The 15,355-nt window shown below is 62.7% G+C and carries 16 protein-coding genes; 7 read left to right on the top strand and 9 right to left on the bottom strand.

Annotated elements, in window-relative coordinates; all coding sequences use genetic code 11:
• Nucleotides 1-71: 71 nt before the first annotated feature.
• The 3 genes from OKW45_RS16510 to OKW45_RS16500 all read left to right on the top strand — a co-directional run bounded on the left by OKW45_RS16510 (nucleotide 72) and on the right by OKW45_RS16500 (nucleotide 2,308).
• Nucleotides 72-1,256: an acetylornithine transaminase gene (locus tag OKW45_RS16510; RefSeq protein WP_429469883.1), complete on the top strand. Its 1,185-nt coding sequence runs from the start codon at nucleotides 72-74 to the stop codon at nucleotides 1,254-1,256.
• 19 nt (nucleotides 1,257-1,275) lie between these two features.
• Nucleotides 1,276-1,749, top strand: a complete 474-nt coding sequence (locus OKW45_RS16505; RefSeq protein WP_018421571.1) for a GNAT family acetyltransferase — start codon at nucleotides 1,276-1,278, stop codon at nucleotides 1,747-1,749.
• A gap of 265 nt (nucleotides 1,750-2,014) precedes the next feature.
• Nucleotides 2,015-2,308, top strand: coding sequence for a GYD domain-containing protein (locus OKW45_RS16500; RefSeq protein WP_429469881.1), 294 nt, complete (start codon nucleotides 2,015-2,017; stop codon nucleotides 2,306-2,308).
• Nucleotides 2,309-2,441: 133 nt separating this feature from the next.
• Here OKW45_RS16500 and OKW45_RS16495 read toward each other — a convergent pair whose 3' ends face one another.
• The 7 genes from OKW45_RS16495 to OKW45_RS16465 all read right to left on the bottom strand — a co-directional run bounded on the left by OKW45_RS16495 (nucleotide 2,442) and on the right by OKW45_RS16465 (nucleotide 9,511).
• Nucleotides 2,442-3,146 (bottom strand): ABC transporter ATP-binding protein, encoded by a 705-nt coding sequence (locus OKW45_RS16495; RefSeq protein WP_026225995.1) that lies wholly within the window; start codon nucleotides 3,144-3,146, stop codon nucleotides 2,442-2,444.
• A 17-nt stretch (nucleotides 3,147-3,163) separates the two neighbouring features.
• Complete coding sequence (locus tag OKW45_RS16490) at nucleotides 3,164-3,955, bottom strand: ABC transporter ATP-binding protein (protein WP_027198609.1); 792 nt, start codon at nucleotides 3,953-3,955, stop codon at nucleotides 3,164-3,166.
• Between the two features lie 19 nt (nucleotides 3,956-3,974).
• On the bottom strand, nucleotides 3,975-5,144 hold the full coding sequence (locus OKW45_RS16485) for an ABC transporter permease subunit (protein WP_429469879.1): 1,170 nt from the start codon (nucleotides 5,142-5,144) through the stop codon (nucleotides 3,975-3,977).
• A gap of 26 nt (nucleotides 5,145-5,170) precedes the next feature.
• Nucleotides 5,171-6,121: a branched-chain amino acid ABC transporter permease gene (locus OKW45_RS16480; protein WP_018421576.1), complete on the bottom strand. Its 951-nt coding sequence runs from the start codon at nucleotides 6,119-6,121 to the stop codon at nucleotides 5,171-5,173.
• A gap of 227 nt (nucleotides 6,122-6,348) precedes the next feature.
• Nucleotides 6,349-7,551 (bottom strand): branched-chain amino acid ABC transporter substrate-binding protein, encoded by a 1,203-nt coding sequence (locus OKW45_RS16475; RefSeq protein ID WP_018421577.1) that lies wholly within the window; start codon nucleotides 7,549-7,551, stop codon nucleotides 6,349-6,351.
• A 542-nt stretch (nucleotides 7,552-8,093) separates the two neighbouring features.
• Entirely contained in the window at nucleotides 8,094-9,053 is a 960-nt protein-coding gene (gene ispH / locus OKW45_RS16470; protein WP_018421578.1) for a 4-hydroxy-3-methylbut-2-enyl diphosphate reductase, read from the bottom strand.
• Between the two features lie 2 nt (nucleotides 9,054-9,055).
• Nucleotides 9,056-9,511 (bottom strand): FKBP-type peptidyl-prolyl cis-trans isomerase, encoded by a 456-nt coding sequence (locus OKW45_RS16465; RefSeq protein WP_429469877.1) that lies wholly within the window; start codon nucleotides 9,509-9,511, stop codon nucleotides 9,056-9,058.
• Between the two features lie 208 nt (nucleotides 9,512-9,719).
• Here OKW45_RS16465 and radC point away from each other — a divergent pair, with 208 nt between their 5' ends.
• From radC to nadB, 4 genes are all read left to right on the top strand, one after another.
• Complete coding sequence (radC, locus tag OKW45_RS16460; RefSeq protein ID WP_429469875.1) at nucleotides 9,720-10,631, top strand: RadC family protein; 912 nt, start codon at nucleotides 9,720-9,722, stop codon at nucleotides 10,629-10,631.
• A 210-nt stretch (nucleotides 10,632-10,841) separates the two neighbouring features.
• Complete coding sequence (rpmB, locus tag OKW45_RS16455) at nucleotides 10,842-11,075, top strand: 50S ribosomal protein L28 (RefSeq protein ID WP_007180631.1); 234 nt, start codon at nucleotides 10,842-10,844, stop codon at nucleotides 11,073-11,075.
• Between the two features lie 10 nt (nucleotides 11,076-11,085).
• Complete coding sequence (gene rpmG / locus OKW45_RS16450; protein WP_008919555.1) at nucleotides 11,086-11,253, top strand: 50S ribosomal protein L33; 168 nt, start codon at nucleotides 11,086-11,088, stop codon at nucleotides 11,251-11,253.
• A gap of 225 nt (nucleotides 11,254-11,478) precedes the next feature.
• Nucleotides 11,479-13,077, top strand: coding sequence for an L-aspartate oxidase (nadB, locus tag OKW45_RS16445; protein WP_018421582.1), 1,599 nt, complete (start codon nucleotides 11,479-11,481; stop codon nucleotides 13,075-13,077).
• Nucleotides 13,078-13,201: 124 nt separating this feature from the next.
• Here nadB and nadC read toward each other — a convergent pair whose 3' ends face one another.
• Complete coding sequence (gene nadC / locus OKW45_RS16440) at nucleotides 13,202-14,125, bottom strand: carboxylating nicotinate-nucleotide diphosphorylase (RefSeq protein WP_429469873.1); 924 nt, start codon at nucleotides 14,123-14,125, stop codon at nucleotides 13,202-13,204.
• Nucleotides 14,125-15,264, bottom strand: a complete 1,140-nt coding sequence (nadA, locus tag OKW45_RS16435) for a quinolinate synthase NadA (protein ID WP_018421584.1) — start codon at nucleotides 15,262-15,264, stop codon at nucleotides 14,125-14,127. Before nadA ends, nadC begins: the two co-directional genes overlap by 1 nt.
• Nucleotides 15,265-15,355 lie beyond the last annotated feature (91 nt).

The following is a 15,355-nucleotide window of genomic DNA, read 5'->3' as shown; positions in this document are numbered from 1 at the left end:
GCCGTTTTTATTGGCCAAATCGTCACCGTTTCTTCACCCTGCTCATACCCTTTTGCCTGGAGTCTGCTGTCATGAATTTCAATGAGTATCCAATCGATTCGCTGATGTACATCACGAACCGGCCTGAAATCGTTTTCACGCACGGCAAAGGCTCGTGGATTTACGACAACAACGGCAAGCGCTACCTGGATTTCATTCAGGGCTGGGCGGTCAATAGCCTCGGCCACTGCAACGACGGCATGATCGAAGCGCTGAACCAGCAGGCCAAGCTGCTGATCAACCCGTCGCCGGCGTTCTACAACGAGCCGATGGCGAAGCTCGCGGGCCTGCTCACGCAGCACAGCTGCTTCGACAAGGTGTTCTTCGCGAACAGCGGCGCCGAGGCGAACGAAGGCGCGATCAAGCTCGCGCGCAAGTGGGGCAGGAAGTTCAAGGACGGCGCGTTCGAGATCATCACGTTCGACCACAGCTTCCACGGCCGCACGCTCGCGACGATGTCGGCCAGCGGCAAGCCGGGCTGGGACACGATCTACGCGCCGCAGGTGCCGGGCTTCCCGAAGGCGGACCTGAACGACATCGCGTCGGTGGAAAAACTGATCAACGCGAAGACCGTCGCGGTGATGCTCGAGCCGATCCAGGGCGAAGGCGGCGTGATCCCCGCGACCCGGGAATTCATGCAGCAACTGCGCGAGCTGACGAAAAAGCACAACATTCTGCTGATCGTCGATGAAGTGCAAAGCGGCTGTGGTCGCGCCGGCACGCTGTTCGCGTATCAGTTGTCGGGCATCGAGCCGGACATCATGACGCTCGGCAAGGGCATCGGCGGCGGCGTGCCGCTCGCGGCGCTGCTGTCGAAGGCGGAAATCGCCGTGTTCGAAGCGGGCGACCAGGGCGGCACCTACAACGGCAATCCGCTGATGACCGCGGTCGGCTACTCGGTAATCTCGCAGCTGACGGCACCGGGCTTCCTCGAAGGCGTGCGCTCGCGCGGCGAATATCTGCGCTCGAAGCTGCTCGAGCTGTCCGAGGAGCGCGGCTTCAAGGGCGAGCGCGGCGAGGGTCTGCTACGCGCGCTGCTGCTCAGCAAGGACATCGGCAACCAGATTGTCGAGAAGGCGCGCGACATGCAACCCGACGGCGTGCTGCTGAACGCCGCGCGTCCGAACCTGCTGCGCTTCATGCCGGCGCTTAACGTGACGACCGAAGAAATCGACCAGATGCTGGCGATGCTGCGCTCGGTTCTCGACTCGCTGTAATCAACCACGGAGCGCACCGATGACAACGAACACGACGCTGTCGATCCGCCGCTTCGACGCGACCGATACCGAAGCCGTGATTGCGCTATGGCAGGACGTGTTTCCCGAGTATCGCGACGTGACGCGACCGCAGCGCAACCCGCGTCTGTCGATCGCCAACAAGCTCGCGACGCAACCGGAGCTGTTCTTCGTCGCGGTGCTCGATGGCCGCATCGTCGGCACCGTAATGGGCGGCTATGACGGACACCGCGGCTGGCTGTATTCGCTCGCGGTCGATGCATCGCTGCGACGTCATGGCATCGGCACGCGACTCGTCGCGCACGTCGAGAGCGAGTTGACCAAGCGTGGTTGTCCGAAGCTGAATCTGCAGGTGCTATCGTCGGCGACGCCTGAAGTGCGCGCGTTCTACGATGCGCTCGGCTATCGCGCCGATGCGGTGATCAGCCTCGGCAAGCGGCTCGGCGAATACGCGGACGCGGCCCCGGCGGGCTGATTCGCGTCGCACACCTGATCAAAGAAGGCCGCATGCGCTGATTGGCGTATGCGGCCTTTTTGAATGGTTCTCCAACTGAGCGGCGCACATATCGGCGGATTCGGACAAACAGCGTATGGCGGACAGACGGATTGCCTAAAATCGTTTACGCACGAGACGACGCCGGCGCTGGAAAGACAGGTTTGCGGCGAATCGCGACCCTTTCCCCCCGGGGGCGGCTCATGCGTCTGAGTCCCAACGCGTTGGAATCCTAAGGGGAATCTTCATGGCGACTTATGTGGTGCTCCTGCAATTTACGGATCAGGGTATCCGCACGATCAAGAACAGTGCAGATCGAGCCGGGCAGGCGGCGGAAATGGCGAAATCTTTTGGCTGCGAAATGAAGCAGATCTATTGGACGTTAGGGGCATACGACGTTGTCTCGGTCGTCGAAGCGGCAGACGAGCAGAGCTTCCTCGCCTTCGGCTTCGCACTCGGCTCGGCCGGCAATGTCCGCTCGCAAACGCTGCGTGCGTTCACAAAAGACGAAATCAGTTCGGTTATCGGGCGACTCCCTTAATTCACGTCCCAACCAGAAAAATAAAACGCGCCCCGCGACTTTGCATCGCGGGGCGCGTTGCAAGCCGGACGTGTGCGCCGCCGGCGCGCAGGTCCAACTCATCACATGCTTATTCACCCACTCGTTCGCCCGCTCATTCGCCCAAATACGCGGCCCGAACCTTTGGATCGTCAAGCATCTGTTTCGCATCGCCCGACATCGTGATCAGACCGGAGTCCATCACGTAACCGCGATTCGCCGCCTGCAGCGCGAGCCGCGCGTTCTGCTCGACGAGCAGCACGGTCATGCCTTCAGAGGAAATCAGGCGCACCACTTCGAAGATCTTCTCGACCATGATCGGCGACAGACCCATCGACGGTTCGTCGAGCAGCAACAGTTTCGGACGGGAGATGATCGCGCGCGCCATCGCGAGCATCTGCTGCTCGCCGCCCGACAGCGTGCCCGCGTATTGCGATGCGCGCTCCTTCAGACGCGGGAAGAAGCCGAACATGCGCTCGACGTCCGACTTGATGCCATCGTCATCGTTGCGCAGATACGCGCCCATTTGCATGTTCTCGACGATCGACATGCGCGCGAAGATGCCGCGCCCTTCCGGCACCATTGCGAGACCGCGCTTGAGCAGCTCGTGCGCCGGCAGTCCCTTGATCGACTGACCCATGTACTCGATGTCGCCGGCCGCATACGCCTTCAGGCCCGTGATCGCCTTCATCGTCGTGGTCTTGCCCGCACCGTTCGCGCCGATCAGCGTGACGAGTTCGCCCTGCCCGACCTCGAGGTCGACACCCTTGACCGCCTGGATGCCACCGTAGTTGACCTGCAGGCCCTTGATTTTCAACATTGCTTGTGTCGTGGACATCAGTGGACCCCCGCACCCAGATAAGCTTCGATCACCTTCGCATCCTTCTGCACATCCTGCGGCAGACCCTGAGCAATCACCTTGCCGTAGTCGAGCACCGTCATCTGGTTGCACAGGCCCATCACGAGCTTCACGTCGTGTTCGATCAGCAGAATCGTCTTGCCGTCCGCGCGGATCTTGTCGAGCAGCTTGGTCAGCTCGACCTTCTCGGTGGCGTTCATGCCGGCCGCCGGTTCGTCGAGCGCGAGCAGCTTCGGATCGGTCGCCAGTGCACGGGCGATTTCCAGACGACGCTGGTGGCCATACGACAGGTTGCGCGACGTGTAGTCCGCGTACTGCGTGATGCCGACGTAGTCGAGCAGTTCGAGCGCGCGCTCCTTGATCTCGCGCTCTTCCTGGCGCTCTGCCGGCGTCTGGAACACCGCGCCGAGCAGACCGTGCTTGGTGCGCACGTGACGGCCGACCATCACGTTTTCGAGCGCGGTCATGCCGCCGAACAGACGGATGTTCTGGAACGTGCGCGCAATGCCCGCCTTCGCGACCTGATAGACCGCGGTCGGCGTGTAGTTCTCGCCATCGAGCTTGAACTCGCCCGAATCCGGCGTGTACAGACCCGTGATCACGTTGAAGAAGGTTGTCTTGCCGGCGCCGTTCGGGCCGATCAGACCGTAGATCTCGCCTGCGCGGATCTGCAGTCCGACCTCGGAAAGCGCTTGCAGGCCGCCGAAGCGCTTGTTGACGCCCTTCACCGACAGACGGATCGCTGCGTTGTTGCTTACGTTATCGCTCATGTCTTTTCTCCACCGGACCTTATGCGCGCACCGGCTTCTTGCCGCCACGCTTCGCCAGCTTCGCAATCCTGTCTTCGTGCTTCGGCGCGGGCCACAGGCCTTCCGAGCGATACAGCATGATCACGACCATCGCCAGACCGTACAGCAGCTGACGGATCACTTCGGTATCGACGATTTCATGGCCGAAGATCATGTTCTGCAGCGGACCCATCGTCGAGCGCAGGAACTCGGGGAACACCGCGAGCAGCACCGCGCCGAGGATCACGCCCGGAATGTGGCCCATGCCGCCGAGCACCACACAGGCGAGCACCACGACCGATTCCCAGAAGGTGAACGATTCCGGCGACACGAAACCCTGGAACGAGCCGAACATGGCGCCCGACAGGCCGCCGAACGACGCGCCCATCGCGAACGCAAGCAGCTTAACGTTACGGGTGTTGATGCCCATCGCCTTGGCGGCTATTTCGTCTTCGCGGATCGCGGCCCACGCGCGGCCGATACGCGAGTGCTGCAGACGCGTACAGGTCCAGATCACGAACAGCGCGCACAGCACGAACAGGTAGTAGTACAGGTACACCGACGGAAACTGCATGCCGAACAGCGTGTGCGTCTGCGCGAGGCTGAAGCCGCCGACCTGCACCGGATCGATGCCGGTGATCCCCTTCGGGCCGTTGGTGATGTTCACCGGACGGTCGAGGTTGTTCATGAAGATCCGCACGATTTCCCCGAAGCCGAGGGTCACGATCGCGAGGTAGTCGCCACGCAGACGCAGTGTCGGCGCACCGAGCAGAATCCCGAACATCGCGGCGAGCGCCATCGCGATCGGCGCGATGATCCAGATCGGCACGTGGATGCCGTTCGGCGCGAGATGCGCGATCCACTCGAATTGCGTCGCGAGGTGCGGTGAGCTCAGCAGCGCGGCCGTGTAGGCGCCGATCGCGTAGAACGCGATGTAGCCCAGGTCCAGCAGGCCGGCAAAGCCGACCACCACGTTCAGGCCCAACGCGAGCATCACGTACAGCATCGCGAAGTCGAGCACGCGGACCCAATAATTGCCGCCCGCGGCGCCGATGACCATCGGCGCCGCGATCACGAAGATCGCCGTGAGAATACCGATGGTCAGCGTCTTCGTGCGGTTCTTTTCGGGGATGAGCGTCGTGGACGGCTCGATCGGTTGAATTGAGGTCATGATTGTTGACTCCTTGTGGCCCGGGATCAGGCGCGATCCGCGACACGTTCGCCGAGCAGGCCCGACGGACGGAACACCAGCACGACGATCAGCACGATGAACGCGAACACGTCCTGGTAGTTACTGCCGAACACGCCGCCCGTGAGGTCGCCGATATAGCCGGCACCCAACTGCTCGATCAGGCCGAGGAGCACGCCGCCGACCATCGCGCCGCCGAGATTGCCGATACCGCCGAGCACCGCCGCGGTAAAGGCCTTCAGGCCAGGGATGAAGCCCATGTAGAAGTGCGCGTTGCCGTATTCGGACGCGATCATCACGCCGGCGAGCGCAGCCAGCGCCGAGCCGATCATGAAGGTCGCCGAAATCACGAAATTCGGGTTCACGCCCATCAGACTCGCGACGTTCGGGTTCTCGGCGATCGCGCGCATCGCACGGCCGAGCCTGGTCTTGTGCACGAGCAGCAGGAGGCCGCCCATCACGAGGAACGCCGCCACGATGATCACGATTTCAGTCATCGAGATCACGGCGCCGGGCGTCGTGTCGGTGGCCTTGATCACGTTGATCGGGTCGGTGGGCAACAGCTGCGGGAACGGCAGCGGATTGCGCGACCAGATCATCATCGCGAGCGTCTGCAGCAGGATCGATACCCCGATCGCGGTGATCAGCGGCGCGAGACGCGGCGCACGCCGCAATGGCCGGTAGGCCACGCGCTCGATTGTGTAGCCGACCACCGCGCAGACCGCCGCTGCGATGATCAACGCGATCACGAGCGTCAGCACATTGCCGAGGCCGGGGAAGTGGTTCTGCAGCACACCTATGGCGGAGAGCGCAACCATGGCGCCCACCATCAACACGTCGCCATGAGCGAAGTTGATGATGCCCAGAATGCCGTAAACCATCGTATAGCCCAGTGCGATGATGGCGTAGACACTGCCAAGCACCAGTCCATTCAGGATCTGCTGGATGAAGATATCCATTTAATGCTCCTTAGCCCGTGCGACTGGATTCGCGTTTTTCATCTGCCGGTGGGCGGTGATGCGCTACGAATCTCAACGGCACTGCGGGTACTGATGTAAAAGACCGGTAAGGGTTATCCGCTGCCGGCTTGCCCTGACGACCGTGATGCGGTCGCGAGCCCCCTTGGGCGGATGCAAAAACGGCACCGTTGGATGGTGTCGGTGCCGTCAGGCCGAACTTCCCGTCATCACATCTTTACGACGTCGAGCACTGCTTTCTTGCCGTCCTTGAAGTCGTAAAGCGTAATGGCGCCCTCTTTCAAATCACCCTTGTCGTCGAACGCGATGTGGCCGATTACCCCGTTGTAATCGGTCGAAGGCATCGCAGCCAGCACCTTGGGCGCCTCGATAGAATTAGCGCGCTTCATTGCATCGACGATCACGTACACAGCGTCATACGTGAACGGCGCGTAAATCTGCACCGGCGTGTGGAAGCGGTCTTCGTACTTCTTTTCGAAGTCCGCTCCATTGGTCATTTTCGAAAGCGCGAGTCCTGCTTCCGAACAGACCAGGTTTTGCACGGCGGTACCCGCCAGCTCACCTACCTTGTCGGTACACACACCGTCGCCGCCAAGGATTTTTGCCCTGATACCGAGCGCCGCCGCCTGCTTCGTAAACGGCCCGCCCGTCGCGTCCATGCCGCCGAACATGATGGCGTCCGGCTGAACACTCTTGATCTTCGTGAGAATGGCCCGGAAATCCGTGGCCTTGTCGCTCGTCGCCTCCCGCGCGACGATCTTCGCGCCGCTCGCCTCGGCGGTCTTCGCGAACTCGTCCGCGAGACCTTTGCCGTAGGCGGTCGCATCGTCCACGACCGCGATGCGTTTGGCGCCCAGCGCCTTCGTCGCGTAATTGGCGAGCGCCGGACCCTGCTGCGCGTCGGTCGCGACCACCCGATAGGTCGTCTTGAACCCTTGCTGCGTATAGGCCGGATTCGTCGACGACGGCGAGATCTCGACGATGCTCGCGTCGCTATAGATCTTCGACGCCGGAATCGAGACCCCGGAGTTCAGGTGTCCGATCACCGCGACCACGTGATCGTCGACCAGCTTCTGCGCGACGGCGGTGCCGGCTTTCGGGTCCGCCGCATCGTCCTGCGCGTCGAGTTGCAGCTGGATCTTGCGACCGTCGATCGTCAAACCTTGCGCATTGATTTCTTCGACCGCGAGGCGCGCCCCATTTTCGTTGTCCTTGCCGAGGTGCGCGATGCCGCCCGTCAAGGGAGCCGCGTGACCGATCTTCACGATAGTCGCTTCGCTCGCGGCGGCAACCGCCGCGGCCGAGGCCGCCGATGCGCCCGTTCCTGCTTCGCCATCCTGTTTCTTGCCGCACGCGGTCAGCATCGCAACCGTGGCCGCGATCGACACGGCGTAAGCAAATTTGACTCGCATCAAGTAAGGTCTCCTGCGCCTTGCAAAATCCACTGTCCAGGACCTCAAGGCCTTGAGAACGCGCGCATTGTAACTCCAATTATGCGGGTGGCAATATTGTTGAACCGGTGGGGTTTTCCTGCATTGCAACCTGCTGTTGAAAGCAAGATCCGCTAAAAAGCGCAACCTGGTTGCGATCTGTTTTCGTGCATCAGTTGCACCGTCGCCGGGCCCGATGGCATCAAGTGTTGCGGCCTGTCGGCCTCCATGTCGGATAGACGGGGCCTGCGTCGGAATGCTCCCTTTATCGCGCGCGCGTCAAGATGCACTAATTCAGTGCACGATTAATTCGTCTTAACTTTCTTGGCAAGTTAAAACGGGGACGTATCGATGGAAAATCAATAAAAAACCGACCACTTTTGAAAATGGTTTGTGCGCGACAGCACGGAAATGTGCGAATTCGTTCGATCTGGCACCCAATATACTTAGCGGATCAACAGACTCGCGCCATAAAAAAGCGCGCCCTCGGGCGCGCTTTCCTTTCAGCGGGGGCTAACGGATTGTCAGGCTGGCAAACCGAGCCCGCGCGGCAGCGGGAACGCGATGTTTTCCTCGATGCCCTCGAGCGCGCGCACGTTGCGCACACCCAGTTCACGCAGACGCGCGATCACCGCCTGCGCCAACACTTCCGGCGCCGACGCACCGGCGGTCACGCCAATGCGGCGCTTGCCCTCGACCCAAACCGGATCGATCTGATCGGGCGAATCGACCATATAGGCTGGCACGCCGAGCTTCTCGGCGAGCTCGCGCAAGCGGTTCGAATTCGAGCTGTTTGGACTGCCGACGACGATCACGACGTCGCACTGCGGAGCCATGAACTTCACTGCGTCCTGGCGATTCTGCGTGGCGTAGCAGATGTCCTGCTTCTTCGGCTCACGGATGGACGGATACCTGGCCTTCAGTGCGCCGATGATTTCGGCGGCGTCGTCGACCGACAGCGTGGTTTGCGTGACGAAGGCGATCCGCTCCGGATCGGCGAGCTGCAACGCCTGCACATCCTCGATGTCCTCGACCAGATGCATGCCCTCGGCCGCCTGGCCCATCGTGCCTTCGACTTCCGGGTGGCCCTTGTGGCCGATCATCACGATGTCGAAACCGTCCTGGCGCATCTTCGCGACTTCGATATGCACCTTGGTCACGAGCGGACAGGTGGCGTCGTACACCCGCAGCCCGCGCGACTCCGCCTCCGAGCGCACGGCCTTCGACACGCCATGCGCGCTGAAGATCACCGTGTTGCCCGCCGGCACTTCGTCCAGGTTTTCGATGAAGATCGCTCCCTTCTTGCGCAGGTCTTCGACCACATAGGCGTTATGGACGATTTCGTGACGCACGTAGATCGGCGAGCCATACAGCTTGATGGCCCGCTCGACGATCTCGATCGCCCGGTCGACGCCTGCGCAGAACCCGCGTGGCTGGGCCAGCAGGATCTCCGCTTCGGCAAGAGTCGTATCCGTGATGCTCATGTTTACAGAATCCCGATGATTTTCACTTCAAACGCCAGCGCCTGGCCGGCAAGCGGGTGATTGAAATCGAACAGGGCCGACGTTTCGCCGACTTCCTTCAGTACGCCGGCATAGCGCCCGCCGCCCGGCGCGTTGAATTCTACCAGGTCACCCGGGGAAAAATCCTCGCCGATCATGCTGTTCTCCCGCAGCGTGGCGAGGGACACGCGCTGGATCAGATCCGGATTGCGCGGGCCGAACGCCTGCCCCGGCGCTAGCTGAAAGGTCGAATGGTGGCCCACCTTCAAACCTAGCAAAATATCTTCCAGCGGGGGCGCCAGTTGATCGGCGCCGAGCAGCAGCGTGGCCGGCTTGTCGTCGAACGTGTTGATCACTTCGGCGCCATCGGCAAGGGAAAGCCGGTAATGCAGCGTGACGTGTGAACCGGGTTTCACCTCGGAAATATCGATGATGCTCATGCAATGCTCGCTCAGTCGAAGCGCGCTGCACGCGTGCGCCGCGGGGCAGTCGACGCGTGTGGCAAACCGTCGGCGTGCCGTGCGCAAAGCGTTTATTGTAAGCCACCTAGCGGGCGCCGGCTTGAGTCCGTCGCGCGCGAGGTCGGCACGGCCCGGCGGTGCGTTGCACCGCGTGCGCCGTCAACCTTACGCGGAGGACTCTATATATATGGCTGATTTCGCCAGCACAATCGACGAAACACCTGCGGCAACGCTGCGACCGAAGGCGCCGGCACGCGCCGGAGGCGGCGTGAAAGCCGCCGCGAATCGGTCGGCCGAGGCCCCGTCAGAAGTCGCCGACTCCACCGCCCGCTGCCGGCGGCAACTGTTTCGGGGTAAATGGCTCCGGCGCGACATGCCGCGCGAGCGACTGATCGAGCACGGCCCCGACGTGCTGTCGGACACCGAAATGATCGCGCTCGTGCTCGGCTCCGGCCTGCCCGGTCACGACGTGTTCAGTGTCGCGCGGGCGCTGCTGGATCGCTTCGGCTCCCTGCGCGCGATGCTCGACGCGACTTATGCGGACTTCGACGGCATTCGCGGCATCGGCCCCGCCAAAAAAGCGCAATTACTCGCGATCATGGAAATGGCGCGTCGCTCGCTCGTCGACAAGATGCGCAAGCGCCCGCTCATGAATTCGCCCGAAGCGGTCGAAAGTTATCTGCGCCTTCTGATCGGCGGACAGCCGCAGGAGGTGTTCGTGTCGCTGTTTCTCGACGCCCGGCATCGGCTGATCCGCTGCGAGGAAAGCGCGCGCGGCTCGCTCACGCGCATGGCCGTATATCCGCGCGAGATCGTGCGGCGGGCGCTCGCCGCGAACGCGGCCAGCCTGATCGTCGCGCATAATCATCCGTCCGGCGCCGTCGAGCCGAGTGCCAGCGACTGCCGCCTAACGCAGACGCTGCGCGACGCGCTCGCGCTCGTCGATGTGCAGTTGATCGATCATCTGGTGATCGGCGCGGACAGCGTATACTCGTTCGCCCGCGCCGGCTGGCCGGGGCTTGCGCGCAAGCCCGCCCGAGCGCGGGCAGCGGAAGGGCCGCCGTACGGCGCCGTGTCCCGCATCGCAAATAAGGTTTGAATTTGCGGCTTTTTTTCTGCTAGAATTCCGGTTTGCCTATTTCCAACCCCCTGTTCCGAAGCCATCGAGGCGTTCCGCAAAGGTCGGGCGGCTGTGGTAGCGAAGTGTCTCGATGCAAACTCGGCGCAACTTCGCACACTTTCAGCGCGGCTCTTTTCGGGAAACTTTCACGGCGTTCGAACTCAGAATTAGCGTATTAGGAGTGCTCTCATGGCACGCGTATGCCAAGTAACTGGGAAAGCGCCGATGAGCGGCAACAACGTTTCCCACGCGAACAACAAGACCAAGCGCCGGTTCCTGCCGAACCTGCAAAACCGCCGTATCTGGGTGGAAAGCGAAAACCGTTGGGTGCGCCTGCGCGTTTCGAACGCCGGCCTGCGCCTGATCGACAAGAACGGTATCGACGCTGTGCTCGCAGACCTGCGCGCACGCGGTGAAGCCTAAGGAGTAAATCATGGCGAAAGGCGCACGCGACAAGATCAAGCTGGAATCGACCGCAGGCACGGGTCACTTCTACACGACCACGAAGAACAAACGCAACATGCCGGAAAAGATGTTGATCAAGAAATTTGATCCGGTCATCCGCAAGCACGTTGACTACAAGGAAACCAAGATCAAGTAATCTTGGCTCTCCAGCCTGACGAAGGCAAAAACATGAAAAGCCTCGCATCCTGCGAGGCTTTTTTGTTTTTGCGCGGACCTCGCGATAGCTCCGGAATGCGCACGCGAATCGCCCTATTCCGTTTGGCCAGCTTTCGCCAGGGCGTTGCGGCGCGTATCCTTTGTCGTTTTCGCGGCGTGCGGTTCGCGCGCCGTCATCGCAAAACGAAAGACGGAGATGTGGGCAATGGAATTCGATGTGGCGATTGTCGGTAGCGGTCTGGCTGGTTTGAGCGTCGCGCTCAATCTCGCGCAGACACGGCGCGTTGCTGTGATCGCCAAGCGATCGCTGACCGAAGGCGCGAGCGACTGGGCGCAAGGTGGTATCGCCGCGGTGCTCGATTCGGCGGACAGCGTCGAGAATCACGTGCGCGATACGCTGGCCGCAGGCGGCGGCCTGTGCGACGAGGCGGCGACACGCTTTATCGTCGAGCATGGGCGCGCCGCGATCGAATGGCTGATCGGACAGGGCGTGCCGTTCACGAAAGACGAGGCCGCCGAACTGGGCTTTCATTTGACGCGCGAAGGCGGCCATAGCCATCGCCGGATCATTCACGCGGCCGACGCGACCGGCCATGCGGTCGTCGCCACGCTCAGCGAGCAGGTGCGCCAGCATCCGAACATCACGCTGTTCGAAAACCATCACGCAATCGACCTGATCACGTCCGAACGCCTCGGCCTGCCCGGCCGCCGCTGCCATGGCCTGTATGCGCTGGATCTGCAAAGCGGCCGCGCCGTTACGATCGAAGCGCCGCATACGGTGCTCGCGACCGGCGGCGCCGGCAAGGTCTACCTGTACACGACCAACCCCGACACCGCGACCGGCGATGGCATCGCGATGGCATGGCGCGCCGGCTGCCGCGTGTCGAACATGGAATTCATCCAGTTCCACCCGACGTGCCTGTTTCACCCGTACGCGAAGTCGTTCCTGATTTCGGAAGCAGTGCGCGGCGAAGGCGGCATTCTGAAACTGCCGGATGGCACGCGCTTCATGCCCAATCACGACGAGCGCGCGGAGCTTGCGCCACGCGACATCGTCGCGCGGGCGATCGACTTCGAGATCAAGAAACGCGGCATCGATTGCGTGTACCTCGACATCAGCCACCAGCCGGCCGCGTTCCTGCACGAGCATTTCCCGACGATCCTGGCACGCTGCCTCGAGTTCGGCATCGACATCACGAAAGAGCCTATTCCAGTGGTACCGGCCGCGCATTACACGTGCGGCGGCGTCGTCACCGATCTGGCGGGCCGCACCGATCTCGCCGGTCTCTACGCGGTCGGCGAAACGTCCTGCACCGGCCTGCACGGCGCGAACCGACTTGCCAGCAATTCGCTGCTCGAATGCCTCGTGATCGGCCGCTCCGCCGCCCAGGCGATCGAAGCGGAAGGCTTCGCCGCCGCCGTTCACGCGCCGCTGCCGGCTTGGGACGAAAGCCGCGTGTCCGATCCGGACGAGGAGGTCGTGGTCGCGCACAACTGGGACGAACTGCGCCGGCTGATGTGGAACTACGTCGGTATCGTGCGCACCGACAAGCGGCTCGAGCGCGCGAAGCATCGGCTTGCGCTGCTGCGCGACGAGATCCACGAGTACTACGCGAACTTCAAGGTGAGCCGCGATCTGCTGGAGCTGCGCAATCTGGTCGATGTGGCGTCGCTGATCGTGGACAGCGCGCGCTCGCGGCGCGAGAGCCGCGGCCTGCATTTCAGCCGCGACTGGCCGTCCACATTACCCAAGGCGCTACCGACGGTGCTCACGCCGAAGTATGTACGCAGGCGGAATACCTGACAGCCTTGGGCCGAAATACACGCTGAAACGACGCCGCAAACGACAAGGCCATTCCCGGTAAGCTCCGGCAATGGCCTTGTTAAGTCGTCACGAGCGTCGACTGTCGCGCTGACACGCGCGGCGCTCAAACGATCCGCATCGAGTAGTCGGTCGCGCGCACGTCTTTGGTCAGTGCGCCAATCGACACGCGGTCCACGCCCGTCTCCGCGATCGTGCGCACGGTCTCGAAATTCACGCCGCCGGACACTTCGAGCACCGCGAGCCCGGCCGTGATGCGAACCGCGTCGCGCATCATGTCGAACGAGAAGTTGTCGAGCAGGATCGACTGTGCGCCATGCGCGAGCGCGGTTTCCAGTTGTTCGAGCGTTTCGACTTCGATCTGGATCGGCACGCCCGCATTCAACGCGAGCGCCGCGTCCATCGCCGCGCCCAAGCCGCCGGCCGCGGCGATATGGTTTTCCTTGATCAGAATGCCGTCATACAGCGCGAGCCGCTGGTTCGCACCGCCGCCGATGCGCACCGCGTACTTCTGCGCGAGCCGCAAGCCCGGGAGCGTCTTGCGCGTATCGAGAACGCGCGCGCGCGTGTGAGCAATCGCGTCGACATAGCGGCGCGTCGCGCTCGCCACGCCCGACAGCAGCTGCAGGAAATTCATCGCGTTGCGCTCGGCAGTCAGCAGCGCGCGCACCGGCCCGCGAAGATCGCAGACCGTCGTGTCGGCGCTCATGCGGTCGCCCTCGCGATAACGCCATTGAACTACGATGCGAGGATCGACCGCGCGCATCACCGCGTTGAACCACGGCACGCCGCACAGTACCGCTTCCTCGCGCACGATGATGCGCGCGTCGCGAACGTCATCGGCAGGCACGAGGCGGCCGGTCTGATCGCCGGTGCCGATATCTTCGGCGAGTGCATCGGCGACATTGCGCGCGAGCGCCGCGTCGAACGCCACGCCATATTGCGTGTGAATCGCCGCGAAAAGCGGCGACACTGCGTCGGCCCCTTCGCGCGCCACTACCTGCTCAGGCGCCTTCTCCACCACCTTCATTACGCAGCCCCCACATTCGAATACAGTTGCGCGTCGCGCGCGAGATCGCCGCTCGCCTGCACGCGCTTCTTGTGACGCGCCGCGAAATCGAGCATGCGATCGATCGGCAGACGCGCACGCTCGCCGATCCCGCGATCGACGAAGATTTCGTTGTGGCCGCGCTCGAGCACATCGGCCAGATTGGCGAGTCCGTTCATCGCCATCCACGGGCAATGCGCGCAGCTCTTGCAGGTCGCGCTGTTGCCGGCCGTCGGCGCGGCAATCAGCGTTTTGCCGGGCGCGGCGAGTTGCATCTTGTGCAGGATGCCGAGGTCGGTCGCGACGATGAAATGTGTCGCATCGATCTTCTGCGCGGCGTCGATCAACTGCGTAGTCGAGCCGACCACGTCCGCCTGTGCGACCACGTTGGCCGGCGACTCCGGATGCACGAGCACCTTTGCGTGCGGATAGTCGGCGCGCAGCAGATCGAGCTCGATGCTCTTGAATTCGTCGTGCACGAGGCACGAGCCCTGCCACATCAACATGTCCGCGCCGGTCTTGCCCTGGATGTAGCTGCCGAGATGACGGTCCGGCGCCCAGATGATCTTCTCGCCGCGCGCATGCAGATCGGCGACGATCTCCAGCCCGATCGACGACGTCACCATCCAGTCCGCGCGCGCCTTCACGGCCGCGCTCGTGTTCGCGTACACGACCACCGTGCGATCCGGGTGCGTGTCGCAGAACGCCGAGAACTCGTCGACCGGACAGCCGAGGTCGAGCGAACAGGTCGCATCCAGATCCGGCATCAGAATGCGCTTGTCTGGACTGAGAATTTTTGCGGTCTCGCCCATGAAGCGCACGCCCGCGACCACCAACGTCTGCGCCTCGTGATCGCGCCCGAAGCGCGCCATTTCCAGCGAATCGGCCACGCAGCCGCCGGTTTCGTCGGCGAGCTCCTGCAATTCAGCGTCGACATAATAATGCGCGACCAGCACCGCTTTCTCGCGCTTGAGTAACTCGCGAATGCGCGCCTTCAGCGCCCGTTTCTCTTCGACCGACGGCGTCCCGGGCACCTTCGCCCACGCCTGCCCGATCCCGCAGGCCGTGCCCTGCGCCTGAGGTCGATCGTATTCGACGGTCTTGATCGCCTGCTGCTCCATCATGTCTCTGCCCTCACCTGGCCGCCGCGGCTTGCCGCTCGCGCTACACACACGCGATGCTTTTCCACGGCCCAAAAACGCAAAACCCCGC

The organism is Paraburkholderia lebeckiae, from assembly GCF_050436225.1.
Taxonomy (GTDB): Bacteria; Pseudomonadota; Gammaproteobacteria; order Burkholderiales; family Burkholderiaceae; genus Paraburkholderia; species Paraburkholderia tuberum.
Note: the sequence above shows the minus strand (reverse complement) of the source record. Positions and strands in the feature narration are given on the sequence as shown.